This window comes from Savagea faecisuis, assembly GCF_042675605.1.
Classification (GTDB): domain Bacteria; phylum Bacillota; class Bacilli; order Bacillales_A; family Planococcaceae; genus Savagea; species Savagea faecisuis.
In genome coordinates, this window is record NZ_JBHTJF010000043.1 from 20491 (window position 1) to 37852 (window position 17362).

Annotated in this window: 14 protein-coding genes; 10 read left to right on the forward strand and 4 right to left on the reverse strand. The window is 40.7% G+C overall.

Features of this window, described 5'->3' with window-relative positions; all coding sequences use genetic code 11:
• From ACFQ0V_RS12610 to opp4A, 7 genes are all read left to right on the forward strand, one after another.
• Nucleotides 1-1278, forward strand: coding sequence for a TRAP transporter large permease (locus ACFQ0V_RS12610; RefSeq protein WP_381014211.1), 1278 nt, complete (start codon nucleotides 1-3; stop codon nucleotides 1276-1278).
• 292 nt (nucleotides 1279-1570) lie between these two features.
• Nucleotides 1571-5209, forward strand: coding sequence for a YhgE/Pip family protein (locus ACFQ0V_RS12615; RefSeq protein ID WP_381014214.1), 3639 nt, complete (start codon nucleotides 1571-1573; stop codon nucleotides 5207-5209).
• 629 nt (nucleotides 5210-5838) lie between these two features.
• Entirely contained in the window at nucleotides 5839-6861 is a 1023-nt protein-coding gene (locus ACFQ0V_RS12620; RefSeq protein WP_381014216.1) for an ABC transporter ATP-binding protein, read from the forward strand.
• Complete coding sequence (locus ACFQ0V_RS12625; RefSeq protein WP_381014219.1) at nucleotides 6848-7789, forward strand: ABC transporter ATP-binding protein; 942 nt, start codon at nucleotides 6848-6850, stop codon at nucleotides 7787-7789. The genes ACFQ0V_RS12620 and ACFQ0V_RS12625 overlap by 14 nt, the downstream gene beginning before the upstream one ends.
• Nucleotides 7786-8754, forward strand: a complete 969-nt coding sequence (gene opp4B / locus ACFQ0V_RS12630; RefSeq protein WP_381014221.1) for an oligopeptide ABC transporter permease — start codon at nucleotides 7786-7788, stop codon at nucleotides 8752-8754. Before ACFQ0V_RS12625 ends, opp4B begins: the two co-directional genes overlap by 4 nt.
• A 30-nt stretch (nucleotides 8755-8784) precedes the next feature.
• Nucleotides 8785-9708 (forward strand): ABC transporter permease, encoded by a 924-nt coding sequence (locus ACFQ0V_RS12635; RefSeq protein WP_381014224.1) that lies wholly within the window; start codon nucleotides 8785-8787, stop codon nucleotides 9706-9708.
• Nucleotides 9709-9729: 21 nt separating this feature from the next.
• Nucleotides 9730-11538, forward strand: a complete 1809-nt coding sequence (gene opp4A, locus ACFQ0V_RS12640; protein ID WP_381014226.1) for an oligopeptide ABC transporter substrate-binding protein — start codon at nucleotides 9730-9732, stop codon at nucleotides 11536-11538.
• 57 nt (nucleotides 11539-11595) lie between these two features.
• Here opp4A and ACFQ0V_RS12645 read toward each other — a convergent pair whose 3' ends face one another.
• Nucleotides 11596-12768, reverse strand: a complete 1173-nt coding sequence (locus ACFQ0V_RS12645) for a CynX/NimT family MFS transporter (protein WP_381014229.1) — start codon at nucleotides 12766-12768, stop codon at nucleotides 11596-11598.
• Nucleotides 12769-12770: 2 nt separating this feature from the next.
• Nucleotides 12771-13457 (reverse strand): FadR/GntR family transcriptional regulator, encoded by a 687-nt coding sequence (locus tag ACFQ0V_RS12650; RefSeq protein ID WP_381014232.1) that lies wholly within the window; start codon nucleotides 13455-13457, stop codon nucleotides 12771-12773.
• 161 nt (nucleotides 13458-13618) lie between these two features.
• Between ACFQ0V_RS12650 and ACFQ0V_RS12655 the strand changes: the two genes are divergently transcribed.
• Together ACFQ0V_RS12655 and ACFQ0V_RS12660 are read left to right on the forward strand one after the other, a co-directional pair.
• On the forward strand, nucleotides 13619-14155 hold the full coding sequence (locus ACFQ0V_RS12655; RefSeq protein ID WP_381014235.1) for a 5' nucleotidase, NT5C type: 537 nt from the start codon (nucleotides 13619-13621) through the stop codon (nucleotides 14153-14155).
• Between the two features lie 78 nt (nucleotides 14156-14233).
• Complete coding sequence (locus ACFQ0V_RS12660; protein WP_381014237.1) at nucleotides 14234-14836, forward strand: hypothetical protein; 603 nt, start codon at nucleotides 14234-14236, stop codon at nucleotides 14834-14836.
• Between the two features lie 112 nt (nucleotides 14837-14948).
• Here ACFQ0V_RS12660 and ACFQ0V_RS12665 read toward each other — a convergent pair whose 3' ends face one another.
• Nucleotides 14949-15881, reverse strand: a complete 933-nt coding sequence (locus tag ACFQ0V_RS12665; protein WP_381014240.1) for an LCP family glycopolymer transferase — start codon at nucleotides 15879-15881, stop codon at nucleotides 14949-14951.
• Nucleotides 15882-15944: 63 nt separating this feature from the next.
• Nucleotides 15945-16439: a sigma-70 family RNA polymerase sigma factor gene (locus ACFQ0V_RS12670; RefSeq protein WP_381014243.1), complete on the reverse strand. Its 495-nt coding sequence runs from the start codon at nucleotides 16437-16439 to the stop codon at nucleotides 15945-15947.
• Between the two features lie 208 nt (nucleotides 16440-16647).
• On the opposite strand from ACFQ0V_RS12670, the gene ACFQ0V_RS12675 reads away from it, so the two are divergent.
• Nucleotides 16648-17145: a competence protein ComK gene (locus ACFQ0V_RS12675; protein ID WP_381014246.1), complete on the forward strand. Its 498-nt coding sequence runs from the start codon at nucleotides 16648-16650 to the stop codon at nucleotides 17143-17145.
• The last annotated feature ends 217 nt before the right edge of the window (nucleotides 17146-17362 follow it).

Sequence of the window (17362 nt, forward strand, 5' to 3'; positions counted from 1 at the left end):
ATGATGATCGCTTTAATCGCCTTTGCAATATTCCTTCTATTAAATGTACCGATTGCTTTTGTGCTCGGTATGACGACTATTGTTTATATTTTCGCTTCTGGTTCAGCAGGTTTAATCGATACAGCTCCTCAACGATTGTATTCCGCAATGGAAAACTATGGACTGCTCGCGATTCCGTTGTTTATGTTAGCAGGCGAATTGATGAATAGTGGTGGAATTACGAAACGTCTCATTGAGTTCGCTCAAAAGTTTATTGGTCATTTTAAAGGCGGACTCGCTTATGTTAACGTCGTCGCGAATATGTTACTAGCATCTATTATTGGATCAGCGACCGCCCAAATTGCGATGATGAGTCGGACGATGGTTCCTTCGATGGAAAAAGAAGGATACTCAAGAGAGTTTAGTGCAGCGACGACAGCAGCAGCAGGGCTTTTAGGTCCGATTATTCCACCGAGTATGTTATTTATTATTTACGGTGTTGGATCTGGAGTTTCTATCGGTTCGATGTTTATGGCTGGTGTATTGCCTGGCATCGTTTTAGCGCTCATGTTTATTTTACTCATTGCGCTTATTGGAATGAAAGAGAGTTGGCCTGTGAAAGAGCGTGCGAAAGTGATGGAAGTATTACAATCCTTCATTAAAGTCATTCCAGCGTTGCTCGTACCGATTACGATTATTTTTGGTATTTTGAGCGGAACATTTACAGCGACAGAATCAGCGGCCATAGCTTGTGTTCTCGCTATTTTCGTAGGGGGCGTTTTTTACCGAGAACTTAACTTAAAAAAAATACCACAAATACTTTCGAATACTGTTATGACAACAGCAGTGATCACATTATTAATTGCGATGGCTGGTTTATTTGGATGGATGTTATCGTTTGAACAAGCTCCGCAAAAGATTGCTCAATGGATGGTAACTTTAACAGATAATCCATTACTCTTTTTATTAATTGTTAACTTGTTTTTACTTTTCATCGGTATGTTTATGGATGGAATTGCAGCACTCATTATTTTAGTTCCAATTTTCACTCCACTTTTAGCGGCATATGGAATCGATCCGATTCATTTCGGTGTTATTATTAGTATTAACTTAACAATCGGTTTATTAACGCCTCCTGTCGGTTCAGGTTTGTATATCGCATCGTCGTTATCAGATGTACCTTTACCGAAACTCATAAAGGCGATTTGGCCATTTTTATTAGCTTCTTTCATCGCCTTATTACTCATCACATATATCCCAAGTCTTTCACTTTATTTACCAACATTACTTAATTCATAATATGAAATGTCTTCTATAAATAGAAGAGAGAAAGCATACTTATCATAAATCTTCCAAAACGAAAAGAGTACTTAGCGAATTGGCTAGTATAGAGTCAGAGTAACACGGACTCTATACTAGCCAATTTTTATGAGGATATTATTGTTTATATTAATATTTAGAAATAACAAATAAAAAGAATGAGTATATGTGTTCAATGGCTTTTATTCATTAATTCATGTAAAATGATAGCCATTCAAATAGACTCGATTTACATGTTAGTAATGGAATGATTGAAGATGAGGAGATCGATATGAAAAATATTTTCCATATATTTAAAACGGATTTAAAAAACATCGTGCAAAACCCTGCATCGATCATTGTGATCGTAGCGTTGATGTTTTTACCTTCCTTATATGCATGGCTCAACATCGCTGCATCTTGGGATCCGTATGCGAATACGAGAGGTGTCTCGGTCGCTGTCGTCAGTACAGACGTAGGAGCAGTCGTAGAGGATAAAGAATTGAATATCGGAGATGACGTCGTCTCCGGCCTCGCCAAAAACGATAAGCTCGGTTGGAAGTTCGTAACGAAAGATGAAGCGATTCACGGAGTAAAACACGGAGATTATTATGCTGCTATTATAATTCCGGAAGATTTCACTGAAAACTTAACGAGTGTCATTACCGATGATATTGAAAAGCCCGTCCTCGATTACTATATTAACGAAAAAGTGAACGCAATTTCGCCAAAAGTCGCAGGTTCTGGAGCGAGTGCCATCGTCGAAAATATTCAAAGTCATTTCGTTGAAGAAGTGAATAAAACGATGATGAGTGCGTTCAACGATCTAGGGATTAGTTTGGAAGACAATTACGATTCGATTCAAAAAGTGCGAGATGCTGTTTTTGAATTAGAAGAGAATTTACCTGAAATCGAATCGCTCATGCATACAGCAGACCGCGATTTAGACCGTGCGAAGTCTGCGATTACTCGTTCATACGATGCGGTTGACCGTGTCGGGGAAGTGGCGGAAGATGCGAGAGATTCGAATGAACGTTTACGCGAACGTTTGACGGATAGTCAAGAGTCATTGCACGAAACGTTAGATCGCATTTCTGATAACTTCGTCAAAGTGAGCGAAACGGTCGGTGATATTCCGAATACGACAGACAAAATTCGGGACCGTGAACAAGATGTCGACCGCTTAATTGAATCGCTCGAAAAACAACAAGATCGTATCGATGACGGTAAAGACCGTTTAGATGAATTGATTGAGTTTTTACAAGATACGGATGCGAGCTTGAAAGAGAAAGAGCGTCTAAATAAAATTATGGACCGTCTCGATGAACAAAAAGACCGTCTACTGCGCTTACAATATGACATCGATGGATATATCGAAGATTTGAAAGACGGAAAATTACTTGATTTACAAACAGTTCAAGCGATGAAAGAAACGTTAGAAGCAATGGATGAAGCGATCGCAAGTATTTTAACTTCATTAGAAGACGTCATTTTGAACGTCGTCGATTTCCGCATCGATTTATTGGAAGAATTAAGAGAAACGTATAAAGATTTAGCGGCGTGGTCAACGCCAGAAGATCCGACGATTGTCGAACAGGAAAAAACGAAAAAACGTTTGAAAAAAGAAGAGGAAGCAGAATCACCTGATCCACGCAATCAACCGGTTCATCCGTATTTGAAAACGACATTAGTGCCGCAACTTGAACGTTGGAAAACGGAAGAAATTTCAAAATCAGAATTGTTAGCGACGCAGTTATTATTGCGTGAAAAAACGATTGAAGCGACGCGTGTCCGTAACGATTTAGACCGCCGCTTACTCATTATGAAAGCGTACGAGCATCAACTTGAGAAAAAACCAGATGAAAAAGAAGCGTATCCGATTGCTGATTTAACGGAACGTGCGGAAGAGATGGATGCGTTGTTGTCAGAACTGCGCACGTTGCGTCGTGAAGTTGGCCGTTTACACACATTCGACAAAGTGAATGACGAACTCGTAAAAAACGAAAAACAAATCGCTTTAGAACAAGATAAGCAAAAATTAGCGGACTTAAAAGTGTATCAAGAAACCGTCTTGAAACAAAAAGAAGAAATGCTGAAAGAAAATAAAGCGAAAATAGAAGATGAAACAGGCTGGATTATGAAAAAAGAAGGCTTGCTTACACAGACGGAAATGCTCGTCGTGTCGATCGGTGAGTTCCATGAGCTCGTAACGTCTGAAATTCGTCCGAAAGAAGAGACGAAGCCAGAACAAAAGCCTGAGGAGAAACCAGAGCAAAAACCAGAAGAGAAACCGACGGAAGAAAAACCTTCAGAGAATAAACCAGAAAGTAAACCTGAAGAAAAGCCGACGGAAAAACCAGAAGAGTCAAAGCCAGAACAAAAGCCGGAACAAACTCCTGAGGGAAAACCTGCAGAAGAAAACAAAGAAGATGACAAACAAGCAGCGAAAGAAAGCCGCAGTTTGTTCGCGACGACAGTAAAAGCTGCAGAGCCTGAAGAAGAAAAAGTGTACGGCGAAGATAAAATTGATGAAGGGATTAAACGTACGACCGAGTATTTAGAATCACATAAAAAAGATATTGAAGAGAAAATGGACGAGCTACGCGAACTTTCTTTACTCAATACGAAACTCGTCGAAGCGATTGAAGACCAATTGAAAAATCCGAAACGTTTAATTAGTTTAATGGAACGTTTATCTGATCAAGTCGGTAATACAGTCGATACGGTGACGAGTCTACAAGATTCCGTACAAGATTTAATGGATCGCATCGATGAAATTGAGTTTTTCGATAAAGAAGTAGAGCGTATTGAAAAATTGAAGCGGGATTTAGATGATTTCAAGAGCTCGATCGATGATTTCATCGCACGTTTAAATGATACGACCGCTTCTATCGGAGAGACGCTCGACAATATCGACCGTCGCGCGTACGATTTAGAACAATCTTTATTAGATTCTGCTAATTATGTCGATACAGATATGCGCAAAAAGTTCGACGATATGTTTGAAAGCGCGCATTCAAGTGTTGACCGTCTCGACAAAATTGTCGACCGCGTCGATGAAACTGTTCCGAAAATGCGAGATACGGTGACGAAAGTTGATGAAGCAATTGATAAAGGTCGTGAAAAGTTAGATAAAGTAGAAGAGCACTTCCCAGATGCGAAGCAAGCGACACTCGATATCGCTACGAAAATTCGCGAATTGGAAGAACAAGGCGACTTGGATGAGCTCATCGACTTTTTACGTAATGATCCCCAGCGGGTCAGTGAATTTTTCGCAGAACCTGTCAACTTAGACGAACATAAATTGTACCCGATTCCGAACTACGGTTCAGGAATGAACCCATTTTATACGACGCTCGCATTATGGGTTGGGGGACTGTTGCTCGTTTCAGGATTGAAAGTGGATGTCGATGATAAAGAAAACTATAAGAGTTACGAAGCGTACTTCGGGCGTTGGATTTTATTCGTTTTAATCGGAATAATCCAAGCAGCTATTGTAACCATTGGAGACATCTTTATAATGGGCACCTACGTCGTCGATAAATTGATGTTCGTATTGCTCGGAATGCTCATTAGTACAGTATTCATTACGATTGTGTACACGCTCGTATCCATTTTCGGAAATACAGGAAAAGTATTTTCTGTCGTTCTCCTCGTCATGCAAATCGGGGGATCGGGTGGTACGTTCCCTGTCCAAATGGCACCAGACTTCTTCCAAGAAATTCACCGATTTTTACCGTTCACTCATGCGATTACGTTGTTGCGTGAAGCGGTCGGAGGGATTTTATGGTCGATCGTTTGGAAAAACATGTTCTACATTTCGATGTACATCGTTCTTTCCTTCATTGCAGGAATTGCGTTGAAACGATTGTTCAACATGTCGAGTGACCGATTTATGGAAAAAGCGAAGAAAAGTAAGATCGTTATTTAATGCTAGACTGTTCGAAACTCAGTGAAAGCTGATGTCTCGAACAGTCTTTTTTATATCTCAATAAAATTCATTTATCAGAATAATTATAATATTTAAAAAGTAATTAACGACTGCAGGATAAGCACTCGAATGGATGAAGAAAAATGTAAATTATTTTCCGATTCTGTATTTCTGTCTTGCAACAGTAGGCATTCCAGTGCTAAAATACAAATAAACATTTTGCGAACAATATGTAAAATAAGTCATTAACGGATGATTTTGTAATGGTTATTTAGTATTTTAGAAAAATAGTATTGAGAATCATTTGTTTGTATAGTATATTTGTTAGCAAGATAATAAGGTGTTATTCACCTAAACGAAAACATTCCGCTTTTAATTTTCAGAAGATTGCTATATATTTTAAAAGAGTTAAGATTCTTTTAAAATAGAATCGAAAGATGAGTGATTCATCATTCAATTTTTGAAGTGTTTAAAGATTAAGAAGTGAGCTATTACCTGTTATATAAAAGGTATTCATTTTCTTCTTATTTTTAACTGAATCGGAAGAAGAGTGGGAATGTGTTAGGCATATTCTATGGAGTAGTAGAAGATTCATTGAAGAGAAATTGAAACGCAAGGGGGGACTAACGTTGGGACGTCCGATTTTAAACATTGAAAATGTATCTACTTCGTTCCGCATTCAAGGTGAATATCACGCTGCGGTTGACGATGTTAGCTTACAAGTACGTAAAAACGAAGTGTTAGCGATCGTAGGGGAATCCGGAAGTGGTAAAAGTGCGCTCGCGCTTTCAATCATAGGTCTTCACAACATGCAAAATACGAAAGTTGAAGGACATATCGGTTTCCAAGACCGCAACTTGTTAGATTTATCATTAAGTGAACTGAATAAAATTCGTGGGAAAGAGATCGGGATGATTTTCCAAGATCCGATGACAGCGTTGAACCCACTTTCAACAATCGGTGCACAAATTGAAGAGCCGATGAAATATCATATGAAAGATATGTCGAAAAAAGATCGTAAATTACACGCATTGGAATTGCTTCGTCGCGTCGGAATTCGCAATGAAGAACGCGTGTATAAACAGTATCCTCATGAGTTGTCTGGAGGAATGAGACAACGTGTCGTCATTGCGATTGCCCTCGCCTGTGATCCGGTATTACTTATCGCGGATGAACCGACAACAGCGCTCGACGTGACGATTCAAGCACAGATCATGGATTTAATGAAAGCGCTTCAAAGTGAGATGGATTCGGGAATTATTTTAATTACGCACGATTTAGGTGTCGTCGCAGAGATGGCAGATCGTGTAGCGGTCATGTATGCGGGTCAAATTGTAGAAATTGCAGAAGTGACGAAGCTCATCCGCAATCCACTCCATCCGTATACACGTTCATTGTTAAACTCTCTTCCTTCTCATACAGGTGGAAAAGAGCGCTTACACGTTATCGATGGCGTCGTGCCAGGTTTGCAAAACTTAGATCGAACAGGTTGTCGTTTCGCACCGCGTATCGCGTGGATTCCAGAAAGTGCACACGTTGAAAATCCAACATTAGAAGAAGTAGAACCGAACCATTTCGTTCGTTGTACATGCTATAAGCATTTCTACTTTCCTGAAGAGAAGGAAGGAGAGATGAACGATGTCACTACTTAAAGTGAATAATTTAAAAGTACACTATCCGATTCGTGGCGGTTTTTTCCGAACGGTGAAAGACCACGTACGCGCTGTTGACGGCGTTAGCTTCGAGCTTGAAAAAGGAGAAACTTACGGGCTCGTCGGCGAATCAGGTTGCGGTAAGACGACGACAGGTCGTGCCATTATCGGATTGAACTCTGTCACAGCAGGCGAAATTATTTTTGAAGGCGAAGATCTCGCGAGCTTGAAACGTCGCGACCGTCGCAAGTACATTCAAGATATTCAGATGGTATTCCAAGATCCGTATTCATCATTAAACGCACGGAAAAACGTTCTCAACATTATCGCTGAGCCGCTTCGAAATTTTGAGCGTTTGTCACCGACAGAAGAATTGCTTCGCGTACAGGAGCTCGTTGAACGTGTCGGATTAACTCCAGAATCGATTTATAAATACCCCCACCAGTTCTCAGGTGGTCAACGTCAACGAATCGGCATTGCGCGCGCTTTAACGCTCAATCCGAAACTTATTATCGCAGATGAGCCGGTTTCGGCACTTGACGTTTCCGTTCAAGCGCAAGTGTTGAACTTTATGCAAGATATTCAAGAAGAATTTGATTTAACGTATTTATTTATTTCTCACGATTTAGGGATCGTTCGTCACATGAGTGACCGACTCGGCATTATGCATAACGGTCGTCTCGTAGAAGAAGGAACGCGCGATGACATTTTTGAAAATGCACAACATCCTTACACGAAACGCTTACTTGCGGCTATTCCAGAAATGGAACCAGAAAAACGCATGGATAAAAAAGCTTTGCGTGAGGAAGTGAACCGACTATATCGAGAGCAACATGATGCTTATTACGATGAACACGGTCGAGTGTACGATTTACAGCCGTTAACGGATACACACTCTGTCGCATTGCAAGGAGGTACGAATAAATGATTCAATTCATTTTGAGACGTTCACTCGTCATGATTCCGCAATTAATTTTACTTAGTATTATCATTTTCTTCCTCGCATCTGCAATGCCAGGAGACGCTGTTACGGGAGCGTTCCAAAACAACCCGAACGTCTCGCCTGAACAAGAGGAAAAAATTCGTGAAAAATTCGGTTTGAACGATCCGTGGTATCAGCAGTACGGCCGTTGGATCGGCAAAGCAGTTCAAGGCGATTTCGGAATGTCTTATACGCATAAACAACCGGTTACCGTACTGTTGAAAGATCGGTTAGCAAATACGTTGTTACTAGCTGGAGTTACATTAATCGTCACGTATCTCATCGCGATTCCGCTCGGGATTATCGCGGGAAGGTGGCAAGACTCCTGGGCGGATAAATTAATCGTCACCTATAACTACGTTTCATTCGCTACACCGATGTTCGTCTTCGCTCTTTTAATGCTTTTCGTCTTCAGTTTCCAACTCGGTTGGTTCCCAATCGGTGGAAGTGTCGACATACGAGCGGAAAGTGGAACGATTGATTACTACATGAGTAAGGCGAAACATTTAGTGTTACCTGTATTGTCAGGAGCTCTACTCATGACGTACAGCACGATTCAATATTTACGTAACGACATTATCGATACGAAATTTAAAGATTTCGTTAAAACAGCACGGGCGAAAGGAGTTCCGGAAAACCGTGTGTATACACGCCATATTTTGCGTAACTCACTTTTACCAATCGCGTCATTCCTCGGTTACGAGATCACGGGTTTAATTGGAGGTTCGATTTTTATCGAGACGATTTTCAGTTATCCCGGGCTCGGACAACTATTTTTAAACTCTATTATGTTACGTGACTTCCAAGTCGTAACGGCACTCGTCATGATTTCGGGAGCGGCCGTTATTGTCGGAACGATGCTTTCAGACATTATTTTAAGTATCGTGGACCCACGTATTCGAATTGATTAATAAATAGGATAAGAGGAGGGACGATGAACAATGAAAGAATTAGAACAACAGCTACTTGAAGAAAAAAGAGAGCTCATGGCGAGAGAAAAGAAAAATAACCCATCTTTTCTGAAAGTGGTATGGCGTGAGATTAAAAGCGATAAAGTCGCCTTCGTCTCATTCATTCTACTTACCGTCATTTTAATGACAGCTTACGTATCGCCGCTATTTATTGACGAAGCCTCAGTAAAGCGTGTAGATGTTTTTAATGCTTACAATAGTCCATCTACGGACAATTGGTTAGGGACGGATGATGGTGGACGAGATGTATTTGGACAACTTATGCTCGGAGCGCGAAACTCCTTCACAATCGGAATCGCCGTCACATTACTTGCAGCGATTTACGGTTTGACGGTCGGTTTGATCGCGGGGTATTACGGTGGAATCGTCGATAACATTATTATGCGGATCATTGACTTTTTAATGGTCTTGCCATCGTTAATGTTCATCATCGTCTTCGTCGTAATCGTACCGGATTATTCCGTGGCGAGTTTCATCTTCATTATGAGTGTGTTTTCCTGGTTTGGTAAAGCTAGGTTGATTCGGTCGAAAGGGCTAGCAGAGCGCGAACTCGATTACATTAATGCATCGAAAACGCTCGGCACACCGGATTGGAAAATTATGCTCTTCGAAATGTTCCCGAACTTAAGTTCTTTAGTAATCGTGAACATGACACTGACGCTTGCAGGTAATATCGGGCTTGAGACAGGTTTGACATTCTTAGGGTTCGGTCTTCCGACAGGGACGCCATCTCTCGGAACGTTAATTGCACTTGCGAAAAACCCGGACGTTATCTCAACGAAGTGGTGGGTATGGTTACCGGCAGCATTGCTTATTTTAGTAATGATGTTGTGTATAAATTATGTCGGACAAGCGGTGAAACGTGCATCCGACGCAAGACAACGCTTAGCGTAAAATAAAAGGGAGGTAGATCATATGTCAAAGAAAAGGTTTTTTCTTTTCGCTAGTTTAATGATGGCACTCACATTGCTGTTAGCAGCATGTGGTGGCGGCGATGACGAAGCGAAAAAGACAGACAAGGATCAAGACAAAGGAAAAGGCAAAGATGAATTGTTCGTTGAAGATGTGGAAGCACAATTCCCACAAACGACGAGCAACGACGGTGAAGTCATCAAAGACGGTGAGTTAACAGTCGGTTTAATTTCGGATTCACCATTCGAAGGAACATTGAATAAAGTGTTCTACGAAGGGAAGCCAGATGCTGATGTGATGAAATGGTTCGATGAGAACTTATTCGACCGTGACGGTGACTATATGATTACGAATACAGGGGCAGCAGAGTACGAGTTATCAGAAGATAACAAAACGATCACGATTAAAATTCGTGACGGTGTAAACTGGCACGACGGTGAGCCTGTAAAATCGACGGACTTACTTTACTCTTATGAGTTGCTCGGTCACCCAGAATATACAGGGACTCGTTACACTTTCATGATTGAAAACGTAGAAGGAATGGAAGAATACCACAACGGTGAAGCAGAAACAATTTCAGGTATCGAAATCATTAACGATAAAGAGTTAACGATTACGTACAAAGAGCCTGCACCTTCATTGCTTCAAGGAATTTGGGATACAGCGACACCACGTCATTACGTAGGTGATGTAACGAAAGGTGAATTGACGATGGATGAACTCGTTTCTTCAGAGAAAATCCGTACGTCACCGATTGGATTCGGACCTTACAAAGTATCGAAAATCGTACCAGGAGAGTCTGTTCTTTACGATCGTAACGACGACTACTGGCGCGGTGAACCAGCACTTAAAAACGTCGTGTTAAAAGTTGTTTCAGTCGCATCTGCAATCGACGCGTTAAAACGTGGCGACATTGATGTAGCACCAGAGTTACCGACAGATCAATACGAGCGTATGGTCGATATTGAAAACGCAGAATTACTTGCGACACTTCAAAACTCATACACGTATATCGGATTTAAATTAGGAAAATGGGATGAAGAAACGAAACAAAACGTTCTAGATCCAGATGCTAAATTAGCAGACAAGCGTGTACGTCAAGCGATGTGGCATGCATTGAACAACGAAGCAATCGCTCAAAAATTCTATTACGGGTTACGTACACCAGCTACGACACTCGTTATTCCATTCTTCGACACATTCCATGACGCAAGCAACGAAGGACGTTCATACGATCCTGAAAAAGCGAAGGAATTGTTAGATGAAGCGGGATACGTTGACGTAGATGGCGACGGTTTCCGTGAAGATCCGGACGGCAATGAATTTGTCTTAAACTTCGCTTCGATGTCAGGCGGAGATATTGCTGAACCACTTGCACAAGCATATATTCAAAACTGGGAAGACGTCGGCCTTAAAGTTCAATTAACGAACGGTCGTTTACATGAGTTTAACTCATTCTACGACATGCTTGAAAAAGACGATCCGAATATCGACATTTATCAAGGAGCTTGGGGAACAGGTACAGACCCAGATCCAGAAGGTCTATACGGACGTACAGCGAAATTTAACTACACACGTTACACAAGTGAAGAAAACGACAAGCTTTTAGAAGAGGGGAACTCTCCAGCAGCATTCGATGAAGACTTCCGTCGTGACGTATACAACAAGTGGCAAGAGCTTATGGTAGAAGATGTACCAGTAGCACCGACACTTTACCGTTACGCGATTCACGGAGTGAACAAACGTGTAGCGAACTATACAATTGACGCAACATCTGATCTCAAATTATATGAAGTCGGTGTTACAGAGTAATAACATTAAAAAAGAGTCCAATCGTTCATTTTGAACGGTGGACTCTTTTTTTGGCGATTAAACTGTTTTCGACTGACTCGCATAAAGCCCTGCGAATAAAATGATGAGGGTCATGCTGAGTAAAATGTAGAGAGAAGTGTCCCAATCTAATGTTAAGTCGTACACTTTCCCGAAGATGACGGGACCTGTCGCGGCGAGTAAGTAACCCGCAGACTGTGCCATACCGGATAACTGAGCTGCCTCGTCTACCGTATTCGTGCGCAATGTGAACAGCATCATCGCTAAACTGAACGCACTACCCGCTCCAATCCCGAGTGAAATAACAGCAGGAAGAATGAGAACAGGCTCATTAATAATTAAGAAAATAATGCCTGTTGCGAAAGCGAGCGTGGTAAAAATTGCTAATCCGAATTGATTTTTCATTTTACCAGCGATAATCGGCACGATGAACGTGACAGGTACAATCGTCATTTGTACAGCAAACAACATCCATCCAGCACTTTCAGGTGAGTACCCTTTCGTCTGAAGCATCGGCGGTAACCAAGCGACAATCGTGTAAAAGAGTAAAGATTGTGTCCCCATAAATAGCGTTACAGCCCAAGCGAGTGGTGATTTGAGGAGTGAAGGTTTTTTCTCTTGTGACGTCACTTTCGGTGGAACGATATTTTGTTTCAGTTGAGGCATCCAAACGATCGTTGCGAGTAAAGAAAGCCCGCCGAATACTGCAAGTGAACCTTGCCAACCGAGAGAACCGACATTTGATAACGGCACGCTAATTCCTGATGCAAGCGCTCCAAAAATATTCATAAAGACAGCGTATAAGCCGGTCATTAATCCGATTTTATGCGGAAATTTTAATTTCACATAACCTGGAAGTAATACGTTCCCGATTGAAATGGCTAACCCGAGCAAAATCGTTCCACCAAATAGTAGCGCGATAGAAGAAGTCGAGCGAATGAAAATCCCGATCGTTAACGCGATCATCGAGTAAAAAATCGTTCGTTCTAATCCGAATCGCTGTGCAATTTTCGGAGCGAACGGTGAGAAGATGGCGAACGCGAGTAACGGAATCGTCGTAATGGAACCGGCGACCGCATTTGAGAGTTGTAAGTCGTCGACGATATCATTAATTAAAGAGCCGACCGCTGTAATCGGGGCTCGTAAGTTTGCGGCGATCAGCATGATTCCGATAACGAGGAGCCACGATTTATTCGTTGAAGATTTTGTCATGATTATTCTCCTTTAGATGTTTCGTACACATGTTGAAATTGCGTAATGTAACGTTCCGCTTCGATTAACGCTTGTGCGACGTCACGTTGTTGAATCGCTTCGAACAATTCAGTATGAATGTGACGGTGAATCGCAAACTCTTGATCAGTCGATACGAGTTCACGAATCGACTGTTCGATTCGTTCAGACAATTGCCCATACAAATCGATTAATAAATCGTTATGAGAGGCGCGGATAACTGCTTCGTGAAAGGTGAAGTCTGCTTTTAAAAATGCTTCGACATCATGCGCTTCTAATGCAGCTTTCGCTCGTGTCATCGCTCGGTCCATCTCTTTGAGTTGTTCTTCCGTATGATGCAAGCTCGCAAGACGTGCCGCTTCTCGTTCTAATGCGAAACGCACTTCAAGCGTATGGCGTAACTGTTGCGTCGCAAGCTCTTTTTGAATGACGGCCGAAAAGCTGTTGCGTGCGCGAACGATCGTCCCACTTCCTTGTTTTGACTGTAAGACGCCAGTATGGACGAGTGCTTTAATCGCTTCGCGTACTGTATTGCGACTCACGTCAAAACGTTCAACGAGCTCTGGTTCAGACGGAATTTTTGAACCGACCGGCCACGTTTCATTTTCAATTTCACGCTCAATCGCTTCCGTCACTTGTTCGACGAGTGTTTTTCTCGATAAAGTATTCATATAAAAACAAATCCTTTCCTTGAGTAAAGTTGTAGGATGATTGGTTGTTTAAAAACTTTAACATATTCATATAAAATTCACAATGATAGAACATGAACTTTGTAAACATAAAAAGAAAGAAGTATATAATAGAAGAAATAGTGATTGAAGGAGAGAGAAAATTGAAGAAAAGAATCGCGGTAGACATGGATGAAGTGTTAGCGGATTTTTCAGGCACTTCTTTAAAATTGATGAATGAATACGCAGGAACGAATTTTACGAAAAAAGATTTAGAAGGTAAAAAAATTATGGATTTGTTTCCGAATGATTTGGAATATTTCTTTGAAAAAATTCAAGAACGTGATTATTTCCGCACATTCCCTGTCATTGAAGGAAGCCAAGACGTGTTGCATCGTTTGAGTGAACATTATGAAATTATGGTCGCAACGGCGGCGATGGAAGTGCCGAACTCATTCGATGCGAAATACGACTGGCTACGAGAACACTTCCCGTTTTTAAATCCGAGCTTATTCGTCTTTTGCGGCGACAAAAAAGTGATTCACGCCGATTATTTAATCGATGATAATATTAATCAGTTGCAAAGTTTTACAGGGCGCGGCGTTATGTTAGAAGCACCGAACAACGTAAATATCGATTACGATGTAAAAATGAAAAATTGGAATGAAGTCGAAAAATATTTCATGAAAATGAATGGATGATATTGACACTAAAGGTAAAATAAATACAATTAAAGTATCCCCTCAATATTTTAATTGTATAAAGGAGTGTTAATTTTTATGAATAAGTTAGAAAATTATTCGACTTGTTTTCATCCGGATCTTTTAGCTTTCATTCCTGGAGAGCGTGAAGAATCATTTGTATTACATGGAGACAAATATTATAAAACTTGGCACAAACCTTTTTGTCAGTTGAAGTACTCGTTGGAGAGATATGGCATGAACTATGATTTGTTAGTTCAACAACAACGGGAACATTTGAACAGATTCCCAGAACTTCATGCACATAAAGATGAAAAAATGTACAAACAATCGATTACATTTACGCTTGGGGAACAAACGTATATTTTTACACCAACAGAGGGAAGACGAAGCAGTCAAAGTATTTGGTTCCGTGCAGATCGCGTGTTCAGAACTTTAAAATACTATTATAGTCCGACGTTGAACATGTCATTATATGAAATGCGCCATCCAAATATGGAAAAGCAGAACAAAATTATACGAGAAAATCGTGAAAAAGATTATCGGGTCGGCTCTTTAATCATTTTTGATAATGGGATGAAGATCGCTACACCGACTTCGTATGCTACATTGAGTCATCGCAATGAAACAGCGCGCTTGTACTTAGCGTATCAAGCGGAACGAGAGCTGTTTGCACAGTGAGTCTATTAAAAAGTAGTTATCGCTTTCTAAAATAGAGGGGGAAATTTAAAAAGCACATGAAATCATTGATTTCATGTGCTTTTTGTATGTTTTACGCCCTGACTACCTTATTTTACTGTAATTCCAAATGCTCGCGTAATGTGTGAATGACTTCGTTTAACTCTTCTTCATTCGGCATGTAGTACCAAATGTTGCCGATAAATTGACCTTCACCTTCTTCTAAATGAAGTTGTTCTAACTGTTTCGCTGCGTCTTTATAATGCTTTTGAATCGAGACCATTTCGTCGAATGTCATATTCGTTTTGAAATTGTTTTGAATCGCATCGAAAATCGGGCGGTAGTTGACGAGTGTGCTGACGGAAGCACCTTTTTTCATAACGGCTTCAACGACTTGACGTTGTCGATCTTGTCGTCCCCAATCTCCACGTGGATCTTCTTTCCGCATGCGAACGTATTTTAACGCTTCGTCTCCATTTAATGTGAGCGGCCCTTTATTGAAATGATACCCTTCTAAATTGAAGTCAAGCGGGCTGACGACATCGACACCACCGACAGCATTCACAATTTCTTTAAAGCTTTCCATGTTCACTTGAACGAAAAAGTCGATCGGAATATCGAATAAGTTTTCGACGGATTGAATGGCCATTTTCGGTCCGCCGTATGCGTAAGCGTGGTTAATTTTATCCGAAGTTCCATGTCCGACGATCTCCGTGTACGTGTCACGCGGAATACTTAACATTTTCGTTGAGTTTGTCTCAGGATTTACAGTGAGGACGATCATCGTATCAGAACGCCCACCATCTCCAGGTCTTTCGTCGACACCGAGCAAAAGGACGGAGAACGGTTCCTGTTCGTGAAACGTTAAATCATCTTCTCTTTTTTCGCTATCGATTGGTTCATGTATATTTTGGACGGTCGATTTTAAATCGATGTACATTTTAGCAGCATAAGCAACGCCTGCTGCGAGAACGATGGCGAAAATGAGTAAGATCCATTTCCACACCGCTCTTTTTTTCTTCTTTTTTCTTTCAACACGACTAGTCATAATTGCGCCTCCAAAGTGATTCATCTTCCATAGTTAGACGCTCATTGAAATGAGAAAGTTGCTTCATGTTTCATTCTTTTGTATAGAAGAGGCAATTTTCTTCAGTTTTGTCAGCAAGCGATATTTGCGTTTCGTTACCCCATCATAAGAAATTTGAAACCGTTCGGCCAGTTCCTCGTTCGGTATTTCTTCAATCCAATACATATGGGAGAGTTTTCTCTCTTCAGGGGACAATTTTTCGAAAATGAGAATGAGCCATTCGAGCGTTTCATTTTCATCTGTTGACGATTCTGTTAAATGTTGCAAAGTATCGGATTCGACAGGAGTTTGTTTCGCTGCTTGAATATTTTTGCGCAAAGCATCTCCGACAGCTCGCTTCATTAAAGTGTATGCGATGGACGAAAAAGCACCTCGCTCTTCGTCATAAATTTGTGTCGCCTTCCACAGCGCAAGCATCGCGATTTGTTCGTAGTCTTCAAAGTCTTTGTAAATATTGAAGTCGCGAATGATCGCCGAAATCATCGGTCGGTATTGTTCTAATACTTGTTCGTAATCCAATTGTTTCTCCATTCTGTTCGTGCACGAAACGAATATTCCTAGGTGACTTCACTGTAAAAAAAGAAAACGATCTAGGCGAATGAGCAAAATTAAATAATATGTGAGGCCAAAATTGATATTTGTAGCGATTATTTAGTTGATTTCGATAAAAGATCAATGTAAAAATAAAAAATGAATAGAAAATGATTGGAGTAAAGGAGAGAGACGTATGAAAGTAGAACGTATTTTAGCCATTGCCCCACATTTTATCGGAGAGGTGAAAAGTATCGTCTATACATTGGATGGGAAAGTAGAGTGTGAAGAAACACCGAAACAATTAATTGAACAATTTTGTTTACGAGATTTTTCAACGAAAGAAGGGAGAAAGCAAGCGGTGAAAAAGTTGTTCGGTTATGAAAAAAAGATTCCGATTTTAATCCAACCGTGTGAAATCGGTGCTTTTCCGACGACGTCATCGAAAGATCCGAACTGTTGTTACATTTTTCAACATCCTTTTCATATGAAAGAAAAAGGGAAAGGGCGTATGGCGCTGCGTCTTTTGAATGGCGAACGATTGGAAGTGTGCGCTTCACGTTATAGCTTGCGTCAGCAAAGTTACAAACTGCAACATATTTTAATGACTTGTCGTTATTTAATGAAAGAAGAACTCGGAAGTTTGACATATTCTTTAAAATTCGACAAAACTTTGTCTGAATGGATGAAATAGTCCAAATGTATGTCTGGAACATTTGTAAGCGCATACAATAAAGAGATAATATAATTGAATTGTCAGACGTTTTAAAAAACTTTCGCAAATACGGTTGACGATTCTTAGAAAACGATATATGATAGCTACTAATCAATTTCAATTGTTTGATTTGTCAGATTTTTTAGGGAATAGTGAACAATCTCGTAATTGAAAAATGTAATGGATTGATGAAGTA